The sequence below is a fragment of the Porphyromonas sp. COT-108 OH2963 genome, from assembly GCF_000768895.1.
In the GTDB taxonomy this organism is placed as follows: domain Bacteria; phylum Bacteroidota; class Bacteroidia; order Bacteroidales; family Porphyromonadaceae; genus Porphyromonas_A; species Porphyromonas_A canoris.
Genome location: NZ_JRAP01000008.1, coordinates 251837 through 268123, shown reverse-complemented (window position 1 = coordinate 268123; position 16287 = coordinate 251837). Strand labels below are relative to the sequence as shown.

General features: G+C 45.4%; 12 protein-coding genes. 2 read left to right on the top strand and 10 right to left on the bottom strand.

Annotation, left to right across the window (positions count from 1 at the left end; translation table 11 throughout):
• Positions 1 to 122: 122 nt before the first annotated feature.
• The 10 genes from HQ39_RS04820 to HQ39_RS04780 form a co-directional block, all read right to left on the bottom strand.
• Positions 123 to 2111 carry a S41 family peptidase gene (locus tag HQ39_RS04820; protein WP_036864183.1) on the bottom strand — a complete coding sequence of 663 codons (1989 nt, stop codon included), beginning with the start codon at positions 2109 to 2111 and terminating at the stop codon, positions 123 to 125.
• Between the two features lie 38 nt (positions 2112 to 2149).
• On the bottom strand, positions 2150 to 3223 hold the full coding sequence (locus HQ39_RS04815; RefSeq protein WP_036791277.1) for a tyrosine-protein phosphatase: 1074 nt from the start codon (positions 3221 to 3223) through the stop codon (positions 2150 to 2152).
• 196 nt (positions 3224 to 3419) lie between these two features.
• Positions 3420 to 4982: a YifB family Mg chelatase-like AAA ATPase gene (locus tag HQ39_RS04810; protein ID WP_036864180.1), complete on the bottom strand. Its 1563-nt coding sequence runs from the start codon at positions 4980 to 4982 to the stop codon at positions 3420 to 3422.
• Between the two features lie 8 nt (positions 4983 to 4990).
• Positions 4991 to 6052 carry a hypothetical protein gene (locus HQ39_RS04805; RefSeq protein WP_036864177.1) on the bottom strand — a complete coding sequence of 354 codons (1062 nt, stop codon included), beginning with the start codon at positions 6050 to 6052 and terminating at the stop codon, positions 4991 to 4993.
• 9 nt (positions 6053 to 6061) lie between these two features.
• Positions 6062 to 8233, bottom strand: coding sequence for a tetratricopeptide repeat protein (locus HQ39_RS04800; RefSeq protein WP_036864174.1), 2172 nt, complete (start codon positions 8231 to 8233; stop codon positions 6062 to 6064).
• A gap of 52 nt (positions 8234 to 8285) precedes the next feature.
• Entirely contained in the window at positions 8286 to 8519 is a 234-nt protein-coding gene (locus HQ39_RS09405; protein ID WP_052103119.1) for an Imm17 family immunity protein, read from the bottom strand.
• 6 nt (positions 8520 to 8525) lie between these two features.
• Entirely contained in the window at positions 8526 to 8957 is a 432-nt protein-coding gene (gene tsaE / locus HQ39_RS04795) for a tRNA (adenosine(37)-N6)-threonylcarbamoyltransferase complex ATPase subunit type 1 TsaE (RefSeq protein WP_036791290.1), read from the bottom strand.
• 78 nt (positions 8958 to 9035) lie between these two features.
• Positions 9036 to 12392: a UvrD-helicase domain-containing protein gene (locus HQ39_RS04790; RefSeq protein WP_036864171.1), complete on the bottom strand. Its 3357-nt coding sequence runs from the start codon at positions 12390 to 12392 to the stop codon at positions 9036 to 9038.
• Positions 12376 to 12723, bottom strand: coding sequence for a translation initiation factor (locus HQ39_RS04785; protein WP_036864169.1), 348 nt, complete (start codon positions 12721 to 12723; stop codon positions 12376 to 12378). The genes HQ39_RS04790 and HQ39_RS04785 overlap by 17 nt, the downstream gene beginning before the upstream one ends.
• Before the next feature lie 13 nt (positions 12724 to 12736).
• Complete coding sequence (locus HQ39_RS04780) at positions 12737 to 14416, bottom strand: S41 family peptidase (RefSeq protein ID WP_036864166.1); 1680 nt, start codon at positions 14414 to 14416, stop codon at positions 12737 to 12739.
• Positions 14417 to 14711: 295 nt separating this feature from the next.
• On the opposite strand from HQ39_RS04780, the gene HQ39_RS04775 reads away from it, so the two are divergent.
• Together HQ39_RS04775 and folE are read left to right on the top strand one after the other, a co-directional pair.
• The gene (locus tag HQ39_RS04775; RefSeq protein WP_081965378.1) at positions 14712 to 15248 is read left to right on the top strand and encodes an SPOR domain-containing protein; all 537 of its coding nucleotides are present in this window, start codon (positions 14712 to 14714) and stop codon (positions 15246 to 15248) included.
• Positions 15249 to 15262: 14 nt separating this feature from the next.
• Complete coding sequence (folE, locus tag HQ39_RS04770) at positions 15263 to 15853, top strand: GTP cyclohydrolase I FolE (RefSeq protein WP_036848027.1); 591 nt, start codon at positions 15263 to 15265, stop codon at positions 15851 to 15853.
• Positions 15854 to 16287: the final 434 nt, after the last annotated feature.

Here is a 16287-nt window from a genome sequence, read left to right as displayed (position 1 = left end):
TCGGAAAAAGAATCATAAGGCATCTTGCCGCGGAGAGATACGGAGCAGAGAGCCGATAAACAGAAAAAGCGGGTACGACAGAGCGACCCTCTGCCGTACCCGCTGCTATTGTTGTAAAGAGATCACAGATCTTTTCGGATCTGTTCCAATGTCCGGCGAAGAAGATAGTCGTCTTGGCTGTGCATTTCGGCAAGAGAAATGGGGATCTCTATATCCGGAATCACTCCTCGTCCTTTAGGGAAACGATCATTCACGGTCTCGTCAAAGACACAACGTACCATCGGTATCGTGCAGGTGAATTTACTGTGATCCAGCTCGATGTTGGCAAACTTCACAGCCGTGAAGCAGTGATAGGTGGTAGCCGTTTCTCGTCCGATGACGGTGCCTCTCCTGTTATATTTTACTCTACCCGCAAACTCGGTGGAAGCGGAAGCCGATTTTGCATCGGTCAGAACATAGAGACGACCCTTGTAGATACTTCTTGTGGAGTCCGACGGATTCGGATCTTCTTTCGGCATAAGGTATAAACCTTTTTTGCCGGGAATGGGATGGTAGCCGGTGAAAAGGCTGTCGGACGGGATGAGGTTCATGGTAGGAGTCTTGAACAAGTGCGCATTGACCATACTGTAAGACTTTCTTGGCGGAGTGTCGTCCCTTATCACTTCTCTTGTAATGGCATATAACACCTCTATTGATCCTCCGGGATTGTTGCGAAGGTCGAAGATGATGCAGGGCTTCTCTTTATCTCTCATTTTACGGATAAAGGCAACGATTTCGTCTGTCTCTACTTCGCTCAGCTCGAATGTGGAAAGACCTATGTAGGCAGTAGTATCATTCAGCTCTTCCAACTTGAACTGTGTTTTGTGTCTGTTGGCTCCCCAGATATTAAAGAAGCCTGCCGCCTCTCTGCCGTAAGGGATGCTGTTGCCCTGCTTGAACATTGGAACGGTAACCTCTTTCCCATCTGCAAAAGTGAGAGTAGTACCGGGCTTTTTGCTGTTCTTGTTGGCTTGAGGGTGGAGAACCGGATAGTTTAGAGCCAAAACTCTATCGAGATATGAAGCGACCTGTCCGTCGTAAACAAGATGGCTCGGAGAGATATAAAGTTCTAAGCTGTCGATAGCCTGACCATTGATTTTGACAATCTCTTTGCCTATATATGAACGATATTTTGCCGTAGCCATTATTGCCATCACTTTCCCTTCGAGCTTTCCATAGAATATTTCAGGAAGCATGGGGAGATCTACTTTCGTATGGGTGTGAGTGCTTATGAACAGATGAGAGTCGTGTATCTTCCGGTTGAAAGCAGCGATTCTCCTGCCAAACTCTTTGCGGCTGATCTTTTCGGGCAGGCGGGCAATCTCGGATGAGACAAAGGTATCGTACTCTTCGATACTCATCAAGTCCGTCAGAGATGGGTATATCTCCTTTATGGCATCGGCAAGTCTGCGGTAGTCTGCTTCTGCTTCTGCCTTGGTCAGAACAGCCTTAGGCTTCACGATTGTGGAAGCTCTGAAGGTGGACTTGAGCCCGAAAGGAGCCATCGGATCGCTTGGTGTGCCTTTTGAGGAAGATATAGATAAACCGACGGAGCTTGTCGCGATCTTTTTGTAGGAGTAGTGGGCTGTTCCCAATACCTCTCCACGACGGATCTTCTCTCCCGTGCGAAATAGTTTTTTGAGCTTTATGCCTGAAAGGTTAATCTTATCTCCGTTGGCAAGTTTTATGGTTACCGTTCCGGTCAGATACCGGGAGGATCCATACTTTTCCTCGATAGCTTTCTTATTCTTCTCTATGGCCTTATCGAAATCGCCATCATAGGTGAAAAATAAAACGTAAGAGAGAGATATATTGTAAGATACCCCGGCAGAGATAACTATACCATCCGCCGGAGCCAATACCTCCGTGCTTTCGGTTGTGGAGATGAAGATATGCTCGGTATTGAGTTCTTCACCTATTTTATCCTGTGGCTTAAAAAGAATATCAATCCCTGCGGCTTTATTTTTGATAGGCCAAAGGAGTGATGTCTGTGCGTTAAGGGTGGCTGCGCCAAGTAAAAAGAGGCAGAGTAGAGCACAAAGCTTTCCTCCGAGAAGTCGGGTTGTTCTCATTTTATTTTTGATTATTGGTTGTTCTAAGAGAGGATCGCTTATTCGAGAAGAAGCTTTCTCAGCTTCATTCTGTCTTCAAACGACAGTCCGTACATCTCTTTCAAGTATTCGTCTATGGAGCTGTATCGGCTGATGATCTCTTGATAGATTGCCACTATATTCTCATCCGTTGTAACATAGTAGTACATCAGATTTTCCTGTATCTGCGGATCCAGTGTGTTGATGTTGGGTACGAGGGTCCGAATGTCCAGCATTTGGTTGCTCAGCAGACAGTCTTCTATCACAGCATTTGCGGGAATACCTATTGCGGAGTGTACGATGAGAAAGAAGAATGCAACACGATCTTTTCCGAGATTGTCCGTTATCAGAATCGGGTAATTGGACTCATTAAGAAGAAACTGAAACGCTTTGGTAAACTGTTTGCGACTCTCAAAAGCAAAATTTCTGGACGCATTCATCTTGAAGTTTCTAATCTCTTCCGTTACTGCATTTCCCTTATACACTTCGGAGAGAAACTCCGAATAGTTGACCGGCTTATCTGCCTTAAGGCTTAAGGTCTGTATCCCTGTCGGTAAAAGTCTTGGGCGTTTGCTGTAAGATGGAACATCTTCGTCTAAAGAGAGAATACTTCTGACGCCCAACCTCTTTAGAAAGAGAGAGTCTGTGGAAGATAGAGAGCGTAATCTGCCGGAGCGGAAAAGCCTTCCCCATCTCATATTGAATCCCTCTTCGGAAATGTATCCTCCTGCGTCTCTAAAGTTCGGGGTGGCTCCCATAGGCAGGTGTCTCATTGCTGCAACCGTGCTGATCTTTCCTTCAAATTCCAACAGGAAGTATTTTTGACTGAAGTTGTCCGTTGTTACAAACGTTGCGGTGTTCTCTCCGATAGGCATCACCATCGCAGGACTATTCGGGAAAAACTCCGGTCTGTCCGATACATATATATTGACTTTGCCGGGCATTGCCGGTGTAACTTCCCATTTGATGACGTAGTTACCCACTTGATTTTTGTCGCAATTGGTTGCAACATTATAGGCAGACTTGGCACATCCTCCCGCTATAAAGAGAGAGGATAAAAACAGAGCGATAAGAAAAATATGAGATACTTTCATAGGTTCTAATGTCTTGCACTATTATATGATAATGCTTCGGTGTCGTGGAACACTTTAAGCACGACAGCCCTTCAGCAGCCGGCTGTTGGTTGGATTGTGAAAACCATTTGATACAAATATAACCGAGTAAAATTGATTATAGAAGCGATTTAGCATAAATTTAGTGGGTTATATAGTTTATTATGGGTTCATAGCTCTAATTCCCCCAATTGGAACGGTCCAAATTGCGATAGTTTACAGCTTCTCCGATATGCTTGGTCGTGATCGACTCGGAGCCATCCAGATCGGCTATTGTCCTTGCTACTTTGAGTATGCGATCGTAAGCCCTTGCCGAAAGAGAGAATCTGTCCATGGCACGTTTCAGTATGGCGGTGCACTGTTCGTCCAGTCTTGCATATTTCTGAAGCAGTTCGGGTGTCATCTGTGCATTGGTGTATATACCCGAACAGCCTTCAAATCTGTCCTGTTGTATCTTTCGTGCCTTTAGTACACGTGCTCTGACGTCTTCGCTACTCTCTCCACTTTCTCGTTTGGAGAGGGCTTCAAACGGGACAGGAGCTATTTCTATCTGTATATCTATTCTGTCCAGCAGAGGACCAGACACTTTGTTCAGGTACTTGGACACCGCTCCCGGAGGGCATTGGCAACGGACATCGGGATGATTATAGTAACCGCAAGGGCAGGGATTCATACTTGCGACAAGCATGAATGATGACGGGTAGCGGGCAGATGCTTTTGTGCGAGAAATGGAAACCTCACGATCTTCCAAAGGTTGGCGGAGCACTTCCAACACGTTACGAGAGTACTCCGGAAGTTCATCCAGAAAGAGTACTCCGTTATGCGCCAAACTTACCTCGCCCGGAAGAGGATTGGCGCCCCCTCCGACCATGGCAGTGGAGGAGAGTGTATGGTGTGGCGCTCTAAAAGGACGATGCTTCAGTAGAGAGATGCCATGCGGTAATGTGCCTGCCACAGAGTGTATGGAGGTTGTCTCCAATGCTTCATTGAGAGTGAAAGGCGGTAAAATACCGGGCAGACGTTTCGCTATCATGGATTTTCCACTGCCCGGAGGACCTATGAGGATAATGTTGTGCCCTCCCGCTGCAGCCACTTCCATTGCTCGCTTGACATTCTCCTGCCCTTTGACATCGGCAAAGTCCGAACCGATATGAGTGTAGACGTTGGCAAACTGATCCTCTATACAGAGAGAAACAGGAGATAATCCCTCTTCTTTATTGCGTAGAAGGGTTACTACATCAGAGAGTGTTTCTGCTCCATAGACATTAAGACCGGATACGACAGCGGCTTCGAGGGCATTCTGCTTGGGTACAATGATGCCGGAAAAACCTTCTCCATGAGCATGAAGAGCCATAGGTAAAATACCTTTTACGGGTTGGAGAGAACCATCGAGAGATAGTTCGCCCATGATCATAAACTTTCCTGGAGCATCTTCAGGTATCTGACCCGTGCAGGCAAGTATGGCAATGGCTATCGGTAAGTCGAACAGTGTACCTTCTTTTCTGATATCCGCAGGAGAGAGATTGACCAGATAACGCAATCCTATTTTGTAATCGAACCCACTCTGTTTTATGGCACAAACCACTCGTCGATAGCTTTCTTTTACGGCAGTGTCGGGTAATCCGACAAGCGTAAAGGAACTCCCTCGTTCGGCTTCTACTTCCACGCTTATTGTTGTGGCATGTATTCCGCAAACGGTAGCAGCAAAGGTTTTTACAAGCTTAGATTTAGGTAGATCCATTGAGGTGGTTACTTTTTGAGGATTATCTCTCTTAATTTCTGTTCAAATATCTTTGCCTCCTTCTCTTGATAGCGTGCCACATAAGTGGAATCGAATAGCATATAATAAGGCTCCTCGTAAATGTGGAGCTGCTCGGCTATACGTGTTGCCAAGGCTATGCTATCCGCTATGGGGATATAGGCAAGCTTGTGTCGTCTTTTCTTTAGCAGGTCTTTGGGTATGGTATCAGAGTTGGTGAAGAGAGCAATTACAGGAACCTGAAGACTGTCTGCAAGAGAGATCCAACTCTTTTCATTTGCCCTGCCGATGCTGTCTGTACTCCAGTTTTGCATTGCTGTAACCACAAAATAGGGATGTTTACCCCAGCGATCGGAAATCTTTTTTTTCTTCTCTTTACCGGGATCTTTGGTAAAAGTATATAGCATGTTGTCCGCAAAAAAAGTGAAGCTCAGATCTTTTCGGTAGGACATGTCTGTACGAAGAGGAAATAGTCTGTCGGCAATATAGAGGTATCCGGATTCGGACGGACCACCCAAAAGTGTGTCTGCAACGAGAGAACTGCCCGAAAGTTCCTTAAGAAAATCGTTGTAGGTAAGGGCTGCAATGCTGTTCGGATCCTCTTGTACAAGTGAAATAAACTTTTTCATCATGACGCTATCCACGTCTGCAAGCGGAAATGACAGAGCTTGAGCGTAGGAGGCAAAGTCCTTATTCGGACTCTTTTTTCCTGTTTTGATGGATTGCTTGTCGAGGTCTATTAAAATTTTATCCTTGCTGTTCTCCGGCAAGATCGGCATGATCAGCTCCCCCTCTGAAGTATAAAGGACATGAATGAGCACGGTATCTACTCCGAGTGTATCGGACAAGATAAAGGATGTCCCGTATTCATGGCTGCGAAGAGCCGTGTTGGTGGAGGAGAAGGTATATGCCCAAAGGGAATCCTTTTCCGGAGTCGTGCGTATCACTTTTACTTCCACTCCGGAATGTCTCTCTTTAGAATGTCCGGAGCAAGCACTTACGGCGATAAGAGAGAGAAGCAGTAGGATGGATTTATAGACAGATCTATTCATGATAAAGGCTTATTGAAAATCAAAAGAGTCGTAAAGCAGTCCCCATTCGGTCTCCGTAAAAATGTTGTTTATAGGCTCTATGTAGTATTGCTGCCACTGAAGGATACTTTCGTTATCGTCATATCCTCTCCATTTTTTGTAAGATTCCATCGCTTCGGGAACTTGATTCAAGTAGATAAGAGCGTGTCCTTTATATATATAGTCCGACTTCTTCATTTCACTTTCAGGTATCAGCTCCCATTTTTCAATGGCATCCTTATAGCGTTCCATTTTGTATAGTTGTAACGCCAGCCTGCGAAGAATGGAGTAGTTCGGGCTTTCTGTCAGAACATAAGCCTTATAGTATATGTCAAGAGCCTTTGCGTTGTCTCCGGTCTTGGCATAAAGTTGAGCAAGTTTGGACAAAGCCGGAATGTTTGAATCTACTACCCGCTCAGCTTCATCCAAGTATTGAAGCGCTTCGTTATAGGTCTTAGGAGTCAAACTCATTAGATCACCCAATTTAAGTAGAGTACCTACATGAAGAGGATCCAAGCGGTGAGCTTCCAGAAGATACTCTTCCACATCTTTGCTTGAAACGGCATCTGATCCGAACAAACTCTCCTCCGATATTTTCTCAGCCAACAGAGCGGCTAAACGAAAGTCGGATGCCGAGATCAACGAACGTTTCAGAACCATGAGAGAGTACGACTTATATCCTGACTCCAACAGGAGAGAGGACAAAGTGCGATTCTGTTCCGCAGTAAGAGGGATATTTTGTGAGGGGGAAGTGTCTATAATGAACGCTTTGTGAAAGAATACGTGGGAGGTGAAGTTGTAACTTCTTTCCAGATGGAAAAATCGGTAAGTCGTATAAACAAAGTCTCTAATACCCTCACCAATAGAACCTTCGAGAAGATCTTCTGCCTCTATCGGTTTGATAGAAGATAGAGCTTCTGAAGGAATTTCAGACATCTTTGCTATCTGAGACCAATTCCCCATACAAGCATAAGCATACAAGTCGCCGGAGCAGAGTCTCCCGCCGGGAGAAATGAAAGGAAGCAGCTTGAGAAAATAAGTCATCTCTTCGCTTGCCAGTCTAAAATGGGTAAGGTCAAAAGGCATCAGCCAGTTTACAGGCTCGTAAAAGAATGGAAATCGGCGGAGTTCTGTTGTGGTGTGATAGTGTATATCTTTTGTTTTGGCGAATGATGTTTGCAGTTCGTTCGTTGCTTGCATTAGCTCAGCATCCTCACCCGACTCCTTTATGCGCTCTAAAAACTCTTCCGTATTTCCGACACCGCCGAAGATATTCATCTTACGAGCCATATCTTCAAGGCGGGAAGATATTTCACTCTTATATCGTTCGTGATCTTCTTGAGTCGTAAAGGTAGGATAGTAAGCAAGAAGAAACTCCATAAGCCTGTTTTGCCACTCTTCTGTTTGGAACTCTTCCTCTTCTCCTATGACGAGAGCGAGCTGCTCCTTGCCCAGTAAGGATATTCTTTTAGAGTGATGAGCCGTTAAAAGGAACAACGCAGCCGTAGCCCATCCTGCAACTTTGGTGTGAGGGTCTTGTGTCAAATCTTTTATCAAACGAAACTTGAGCGGGCAGAAAAAAGCATTAAGCCCCAAGAACAGGCTGCTAACAATAAGTCCGGCAGTAATTATTTGAGTCTGATCTCTTTCGCTTCCGGATAGAACAGGGCAGTTTACGATAACATCATAGAGACCGGACGTAAGAGGTGGTGAGCAAGATAGAAAGCGGAATATCCGGTTACGAGATTTCCAAACCTCTTCTCTACTTGTGGAGTCATTTATGGAAAGATCATTAAGAACAGACTCAATGTTCTCCACATCTCCTCCCCACTCTGATGCCAGCTTCATTATGGGATGATCAAAGCTATGGTTCGAGGATCTTGTTGCAAAGTAGTAGAAACGATCGACCTGTTCAGCCAGCTTACGGCGCAGATCTTCAAGGATGTTCACTCTTTCGGGATCCGCCACACCTGTATGGAGATACTGCTTCATGGGAGAAAGAACCTGGAGAGCAGATCTGTATGTACTTGTCCACTTGTTGTAGCCATAATGTTCCTCTATGGACTCCATCTCCTTACAGACAGCTCCTAATCTGTTTTGCTCAAGCAGGAGGATAAGATTGTCGTAATATTGTTTGGTTAGATTGTAGTCTATCTGTTCCATCAACTGAACTATTAACTATCTGGTTGTCGTATCTTAAATGGTATTGTCGGTATCAGAGCATATCTTCTGCATGAATCCAACCCCATAAACCGCATCCTAAAAGAAGGACTCCGAGGGTGGCATAAAGTAGTCTTGCTCCGCTCTTTCCCAAGTTTTGTCTCGCATATTTCGTGCCGTGGCTGTTGAAAAACCACTTACTCCCCAGTATGCTAACCGAAAGGGCTAATATACCGGGCAGGATAAACATGATCGCAAGAGCCAGACGGACGAAAGAGAGTGGGGACATCGGACACTAACTGAAAAAAGGAAATGCACGCATTACACGAGTACCATCGGCAGAGGATTCTATCTCCACTTTTATGGTACCATCTGGCATAAATGGCTCTAACACTTCGGGCCATTCTATAAAACAGTATCTGCCACTCTCCAGATAATCTTCTGCCCCTACGTTGAAAGCATCATTGCTGGTTTCTAACCGGTAGCAGTCGAAGTGGTAAACCGATTCAAATCCGACACCACCCTTATATTCATTGACAATTGCAAAGGTCGGGCTTGCGGTGGTCTCTTCCACTCCCAAGAGTGAGCAGATAGATTTGATGAGAGTCGTCTTTCCCACACCCATGTTAGCATAGAAAGCAAAAACGCGGGCTTCGGGAAAAGAATCTATAAGCTCTTTTGCCACTTCCGAAAGCTGTTCTAATTTATATCTTTTATGAAAGGTCATAAGTGTTATTCCTACGTGTTGATATCTCGCTTTATCCTACAAATATAACCCAATTTTCGGGTGCTTGCAAAAACTGATTTACTCTGTTACAGGGACGATTTCGTCCAACAAAACATACCAGACATAGCCGGTTATCTTCTTAAATACGATAGACCGATAGAGGGAGCAGTAGTACTCAACCTGCTTTACGTGTTTTTTGCTGACCTGCTCTCCAAACTTATAGTCTATGATCGTGATTCTGCCATCCGGATGAAGGACTACTCTGTCTGGTCTTTGCGTTGTCTCGTGGAGCAATATCGCTCGTTCGTTCAACACCTCCGCATCATCTGAGAACCAATCCGAAGAAACAGGATCATTGTTCCGCTTTTCTATCAGAGAGCGAAGCTGTTCGGACTCTTGCTCCGTAAGGCTTCTTTTTTCTTGAGCTTCTTTCAAAAGGTCATCAAGTTCTGATATGCTCTTCAAGGCAGAGAGTGTAAAGTGCATTCTCACCCCTTTTGCTCTTTCGGTTTCCTGTTCCAAATAGATCGCATAGTCGGGAGCTTTTATGTTTAAGTCCCCAAATCGGGGAGTAGTAGAAAGCTTCTCCAACTCTATGGTATCGCTCTCCTCTTCCACTTCATTTGCATTGTCGGAAACGATGTATGGAGATCCATAAGAGAAGAACATAGTTGTACTGCTTTGTCCTTCTTCATCGCACTCTATCAATGGACACTCTTGCTGTTTTAGAATACCTTTATCTTGCAGTTTCTCTATGGTGTTGAATACCACACTTGAGATAGAAAACGGTGCCGGCTCTTCTTTTCCTTTGCTGTCTTCTTTCTTTACAATCTTCGAGAGTACATGTAGCTCTTTCTCTGCACGAGTATAGGCAACGTACAGCAGATTAAGCTCATCTTCATAGAGTTCAAGCATCTTTTTATTGTACAACTCTCGGAAGTGTGTGTGCGCACATTTGTTCTGTAGTGGCACTATATAGAGAGGAAGAGCGGCAAACTCACTTGGAAGAGATTGAGAGGATACGAAAATTTTATTCTGTTTCCTTGCCATCTTCCAAGATACGAACGGAAGAATGACGACCGGATACTCCAAACCTTTTGCACTATGGATGGTTCCCACCTTGATTGTAGAGTTTGCTATGCTCTCCGGCATCGGTATTTTTGTCTTATATCCCTGTTCCTCCCACCATTCGTAGAACAATCGGTAGGTTGAGACTTGCTCTTTGGTGTATTGAAACAGAATGTCAAGAAAAGTGTTCAGATAGATCTCCTCTCTTTTATCTATCGGTTTAAGCAGCTCTACTGCCAGTGTTATGGTCTCAAAAATAGAGCGTCCGTAGGCAGCCATGTCCATCATTTGGCGATATAGCTCATCTTTTTCGATCTGTGATGAAGAGATGATCCAAAGACGGTCGAGATGCAGAAAGAACTCCTGCTTATAGCTGTCCGAACTTGGAAATGCGAGGTGTTTGATATAGGCAATCAGAAGAAGGACTATTGGAGAGGCATCTGCGGTAAGAGCTTCATTGGAGAAGAAGTCGAACCGGAACTTAGGATTATCCTTGTAGGTCTCTTTCAGGTAGCCCAACAGCAGGGCTACTCTTGCTGCCTCGCTGTTGTCTCTCACAAGGATGGCAATATCTCCCGGTTTGTATCCTCTCTCAAAAAGATCTATTAAGTACACCTCCAATAAATCTTCTTCGGTTATCTGCGGTTGTTTTTCCGTTTGTTCTTCCGGCTGTTTTTTCGATTGTTCTTTTTCTTTCAGGAACAGGTGAGTAATATAACCCGGCTTTTCGGTATCATGACACTCTTTATCCCATTTCGGAGCGGTCTGTTGGGAGACCTCTTCTTCTGTATAGACTTTGTGAGAGATAGAGTTTGCGCTGCTTTCATAAAGTCCTCCCTCTTCCGTTCCGAAGATCGAAAAATCTACGGCATTACTGAAAAAATTGTTGTTGAAATCTACAACATTGGGAAGACTTCTCCAGTTGATCTCCAGCCTTTTGCTGTTTGTTACTCTTTTCAGATCCGGATCGCCGGGTACTTTTGTGGCAAGAAGAGAGCTTTCAGAGCCTCTGAATCGGTATATACTCTGCTTCAGATCTCCCACGAGAAGATTTTCATTGTCATACGCGAGGCTTTCCATGAGAAGAGGCTTAAAGTTCAGCCACTGCACTTTAGAGGTGTCTTGAAACTCATCTATCATGTAGTGCTTGATTCTCGATCCCACTTTTTCGTAAACAAAAGGTACTTTGGCTCCGGATATGATTCTGTGAAGAAGTTGGGAAATATCGGATATGATAAGACAGTTGTTCTCTTGCCTGTATTTTTCGATGTACGCATATAGCTTTACCAGTATGGGCAGTGTGTCCAGATTACTCTGCAATACGATTGCCGTAACCACATCTTTCTCTACCTCATCGTACAGCTCCACTGTCTTTTCCAGCAGAGGAGCGATGTCTTCATGGAGCGCATTGATCTCCTCCTTGCGTTCTTTTCTCACCTTAGATGCAGCAAGGTTGCTTGTCTCATCCTCCCAAAGTTTCATGAATGTGGATCTGGACTTCGGATTCATCTTGCCATACTCCTCGTCCCAAAACTTTGTCCCAAGTTTTCCCAGCCTGTCCACGACCCTCACGAGCTCGTTTTTTAGAGCGACTGTTACTTCATCTCTTCTGATGCCTGCGCTATCCAATATCTCGACAACATGTGTAAGAGGATCCACGTATTGCTCTATCCTCTCTTTGGCTATGGCTGTCAATTCTTTCTTCGCTTCCTTGATCTTTTCAGGAGAGAAGCTCATCCTCTGATCGGCAAAAATCTCTGCAAACTCTTCCACGAACAGCAAAGGAGCCAAATCAGATAGCTTTTTCGGTATGGAGACTATCTGATCCTTTTGCAGAGACTCCTTGAGCATGCTTCCGATCCAATCCAAAACAACTTTATTCTCTTCCGTGTCGAGAGAGCCGAAAAGGCTGTCCATGGCTTTTTTCTGAACCACATCGGTATCCATTTCCACCTCATAGTTGTTCATCACATCTATCTCTATGGCGAAAGATCGGACAATCTCTTGAAAAAAGGAGTCTATTGTCTGTACCCTGAAATCGCCATAGCCGTCGAGGATAGCCTCTAATGAAGACTTGGCTCTCTGCTGTATGAGTTCGGGCGAAAGGCTTAGCTCCTCTTGCAGAGCCTCCATGAGGGGCGACTCTTCCGGTGTATGGGTAAGAGTGTGTAGCTCTCTCAGTATTCGATCTTTCATTTCCCCCGTTGCTTTGGTTGTAAAAGTAACGGCAAGGATATGCTTGAACGCCTTCGGGGAGCTCTCTTTCAGGATCAGCTTGATATACTCCAACGTTAGCCGGAATGTTTTACCGCTTCCGGCAGAGGCAGTATAGATGGTCAGAGGAGTGTGGTTACTGTCTTTCTGCATCTTCTTTCTTCATGTCGGCAAGGAGTGTTTCTATCTGGGCGACCCGATCTCCTTGAATAATGATAAGGTCATCCTTTACCGAACCACCCACTCCGCATTTCACTTTTAATATCTTGCCAAGCTCTTTGAGGTCTTCCTCTTTTCCGACAAACCCCTCTACGACGGTAACGATCTTGCCTTTTCTCTGCCGGGCATCCTTATACACACGCAGGCGTTGGCGGTGCAAGGGCAGAGTGTCGGGCTTTTCTATCTGCAGTGTTTCGTATTTGAAGTCGGGATTTGTGGAGTAACATATCCCCACTCTCTCCTCTCGCTCTTTGCGTGAACTCATACCGGTCTCTCTTTTATTTCTTTGGGAAAAGGATTTTGTTGTACTCTTTCGGGTTGCTCAGTATCTCTATCGCTTTTGTAACCGTAGGGTCTGTTTCCATGTTTACCGCATATTGCGCCTCCATGCCGAAGTAATAGGCAGCCAGAAACTCTTTGAGATAGGCGGAGATCAACTTTTTGTGCGGCACAATGTCTCTTTTAAGATTGGGTTCCACCTGCTTCTTGAGAGCCTCGAAAGCCTCTTTGCTCGACTCCGAATAGCCTTCAAACTCTATCAATCTTTCCAATGCGGATACCACTTTCCGGCTTTGCTCGCCGTATCTGAACTTCTTTTCTTCCAAGAAGTTTACCAGCCCTTCAAACTCCTCATCCGTTATTTTGATCTCTTTAATGGACTGCACTTTCGGGTTTTTCAGGAACAACCTGCCGGCATACTCGAACAGAGAGCCGTCTCTCAGCATGTAGATCACTATGCCGGGCAGTATTTCGTCTTTGATTTCTATGTCCGGACGAATGCCTCCACCGTCTCTCACCTCTCTTCCGTTCGTTGTCTTGAACAGTGTTGTAAGGCTGTCCGGAACAGCGGCAACCGATCCGTCCGGTTGCTTATGAGAGTAGTCTATCTGCTGTATGCACCTTCCACTCGGGATGTGGTAGCGTGCAGTGGTTACCTTCAACAGCCCTTTGTAGGGGAGAGGGCGTGTGGTCTGCACCAATCCTTTGCCAAAACTTTTACTTCCGATAAGTACTGCTCTGTCCAGATCCTGCATTGCTCCGGCTACGATCTCTGAAGAGGAAGCACTGTTGCCGTTGATAAGGACAGCGATAGGTATTTTCGTGTCCAAAACCTTACCGGAAGTGTAATATTTTTGAGACGTTCCCACCTGACGTCCTTTGGTTTCGACCACCAATGTTTTCTCCGGAACGAACATGCTCAATATCTCTATCGCTCCTCCCATGACGCCTCCGGTATTGCCCCGAAGGTCTAAGATGAGGCTTTTCATCTTCTTGGTGTCTCGGAGTTGGGTGAACGCATCCATCACATTCTGCGCACTTTTATCCGTGAAAGAGGATAGACGGATGTAGCCGACACCATCGCCGTATATGCCACGATGAACTACCTGATCCACTATCACTTTTTCTCTCACAAGCGTAACCTCTCTCTCCTTATCTTCTCCCAGCCTTCGGATGGTTACTTTTACCGATGTCCCGACCGGACCTTTGAGCAGATTGCTCACTCTGGCATTGGTGCTCGGTATGACGGAAAGGGTATCTATCTTCACGAACATGTCTCCCACTTTCAGTCCGGCGCGTTCAGCCGGAGTGTTGGGCATCGGATTGGAGACGTAGACAACGGAGTCGCGCTGCTGGATGAATGCACCTATTCCGCCATACTCACCTGTTGCCATAAACTTGAAATCTTCTGTTTCGGACTGCTCCAGGTAGTTCGTGTAGGGGTCTAACCCTGCCAGCATGCTGTTCATCCCCTCCGAGAAGATGCTCTTCATATCTATGGTATCCACATAGAGGATGGAGAGATTGTTGAGCAGAGCCGAGAAGATCTCCTTCGATCTGCTCATCTCCAACTGTGTTTTTCTGTCTCTCTCTTTCAGCTTTTGTACATCTGTTTGCGCATGAAGAGATAGGGAAGCTCCCAGTAGCAGGATTATGCCTGTAAGTATTCGTTTTATCATGATTTCGGAATGCTCTTTTTATATATTCTCAATATGGTATTATAAGTAACGAAGATAGCTATTTTTCGTAGAATACCCGTTATCCGGCACTCTTGTAGAGGGCACGATGAGGCGGGGGATAGAGCCTCGTATTTCCCCGCATACTCTTTCCGCTCATTCTCCAATGGCGATTTCCGGAGCCGGTTTTGGGCACTCTTCGGAGGCTCTATCTTGCTCTCCGGGCACGTTTGAAGGGTATCGTTTTAGAATAAAAGTGTATCTTTGAGCCGGATAACAAACTAATCTGAAGCAAACAATGAGATCAAATATATCCATAAGGAGTGTGCAGTCTCTCTTCTTGCTGCTCTTTCTGCTTTTTGCTTCCGGCACTGCGTTGAGTGCTCAAACCGATGCGCCGATGCCTCAAAAGGATATTTTCGAGGTTTTGGCAAGGATTGAGATGGGAAGGGGAGTAGTAACTATCCGCCAGTCTCCTGCCATCAAGGCTCTTGTCGGAACGGGGCTCTCTTTGGACAGCAAGGTGTATTCGGAAGAGATTATGGCTGTCGGGGCGGTTACCTCAGAGCAGAAAGTGGTCGGGTATAGAGTGCAAATCTATAACGGTAACGGTACTAAGGGGAGAAGCACAGCGGCATACAGAGAAAAGGTGATACAGGAAGCTCATCCGGAGCTTGCCACTTACTTGCAGTTTCAAGCCCCATCTTGGAAGCTGCGTGTAGGTAACTTCCTGACGCAAGCAGAGGCAAGAGACGCCATGGTGAAGCTGAAAAAAGATTTTCCTGCATTTGCAAGAGATATGTACGTAGTCCGGGATGCGGTCTACCGTTTTTAACTGATCTATAATCTATGAGTTCTGAAAAAAAAGGAGTAGAACATGGTGTGGACATAGACATACTGATGCCACACTATAAGGAAGTACTGATACACTTGGGAGAAGATCCCGATAGAGAGGGGTTGCAAAAGACCCCTTTGAGAGTTGCGAGAGCAATGGCATTTTTGACGCAAGGGATGCGTCAGGATCCGGCAGCGGTGTTGAAGAGTGCAATGTTCAGGGAAGACTATCGCCAGATGGTTGTTGTGAAAGACATCGACTTCTATTCGCTCTGCGAGCATCATATGTTGCCCTTCTTTGGTAAGGCGCATATCGCATACATCCCGAACGGATATATCACGGGTCTGAGCAAGCTGCCTCGTGTGGTGGATATCTTTGCTCGCAGGCTTCAAGTACAGGAACGTCTCACGACACAAATTAAAGAGTGCATACAGAATACGCTGAATCCGCTCGGCGTGATGGTGGTCATCGAAGCCCAACACATGTGTATGCAGATGAGGGGAGTGGAGAAGCAGAACTCCATAACCATGACCAGCGACTTTACCGGAGCTTTCGAGTCTCAAAAGACACGTGAGGAGTTCATGGCTCTCATCCATAAAAGATAAAAAAGAGAAACGGCTGCGGATAAATTTCCGGCTGAAAAATAAAAATACAGAGTATAAAAAAGCTCCCTTTTCGGGGAGCTTTTTTATAAATATGAGGTGCGAAAAATTGCTCAGGAAATCTTCTTGGGGAGGGGGACGGAGGTGGTCTGTTTTTGTGCCAGTCTCTCTAACTGGCTTGCCGATAGGAAGATATGAAAAATCGCGAATTTGGAAAAAATTTTTTCTCAGTCCGTTTCATGGGGCTTTTTCGCGTTAATTGGTGTGAATTTTAATACCCATTCCTGTAAATGTTTCCTAATAAAGAAATTTGCCTTTTCAGGTGCTTTTTAGGGCGAAAATATGTAAGTGGTTGGTGTTTAGTGTTTTAATGGTTTTGGCTGAACACTTTAATCGAATCCGGTAAACGTATTAAATGAAATCGGTAAACGTGTTCA

Excerpts from the sequence above, each read along its gene's own strand:
- HQ39_RS04775 (WP_081965378.1), top strand. The coding sequence starts at position 14,712 with ATGAGATCAAATATATCCATAAGGAGTGTGCAGTCTCTCTTCTTGCTG.
- HQ39_RS04815 (WP_036791277.1), bottom strand. The coding sequence starts at position 3,223 with ATGAAAGTATCTCATATTTTTCTTATCGCTCTGTTTTTATCCTCTCTC.
- HQ39_RS04810 (WP_036864180.1), bottom strand. The coding sequence starts at position 4,982 with ATGGATCTACCTAAATCTAAGCTTGTAAAAACCTTTGCTGCTACCGTT.
- HQ39_RS04785 (WP_036864169.1), bottom strand. The coding sequence starts at position 12,723 with ATGAGTTCACGCAAAGAGCGAGAGGAGAGAGTGGGGATATGTTACTCC.
- HQ39_RS04800 (WP_036864174.1), bottom strand. The coding sequence starts at position 8,233 with ATGGAACAGATAGACTACAATCTAACCAAACAATATTACGACAATCTT.
- HQ39_RS09405 (WP_052103119.1), bottom strand. The coding sequence starts at position 8,519 with ATGTCCCCACTCTCTTTCGTCCGTCTGGCTCTTGCGATCATGTTTATC.
- HQ39_RS04780 (WP_036864166.1), bottom strand. The coding sequence starts at position 14,416 with ATGATAAAACGAATACTTACAGGCATAATCCTGCTACTGGGAGCTTCC.
- HQ39_RS04790 (WP_036864171.1), bottom strand. The coding sequence starts at position 12,392 with ATGCAGAAAGACAGTAACCACACTCCTCTGACCATCTATACTGCCTCT.
- folE (WP_036848027.1), top strand. The coding sequence starts at position 15,263 with ATGAGTTCTGAAAAAAAAGGAGTAGAACATGGTGTGGACATAGACATA.
- tsaE (WP_036791290.1), bottom strand. The coding sequence starts at position 8,957 with ATGACCTTTCATAAAAGATATAAATTAGAACAGCTTTCGGAAGTGGCA.
- HQ39_RS04820 (WP_036864183.1), bottom strand. The coding sequence starts at position 2,111 with ATGAGAACAACCCGACTTCTCGGAGGAAAGCTTTGTGCTCTACTCTGC.
- HQ39_RS04805 (WP_036864177.1), bottom strand. The coding sequence starts at position 6,052 with ATGAATAGATCTGTCTATAAATCCATCCTACTGCTTCTCTCTCTTATC.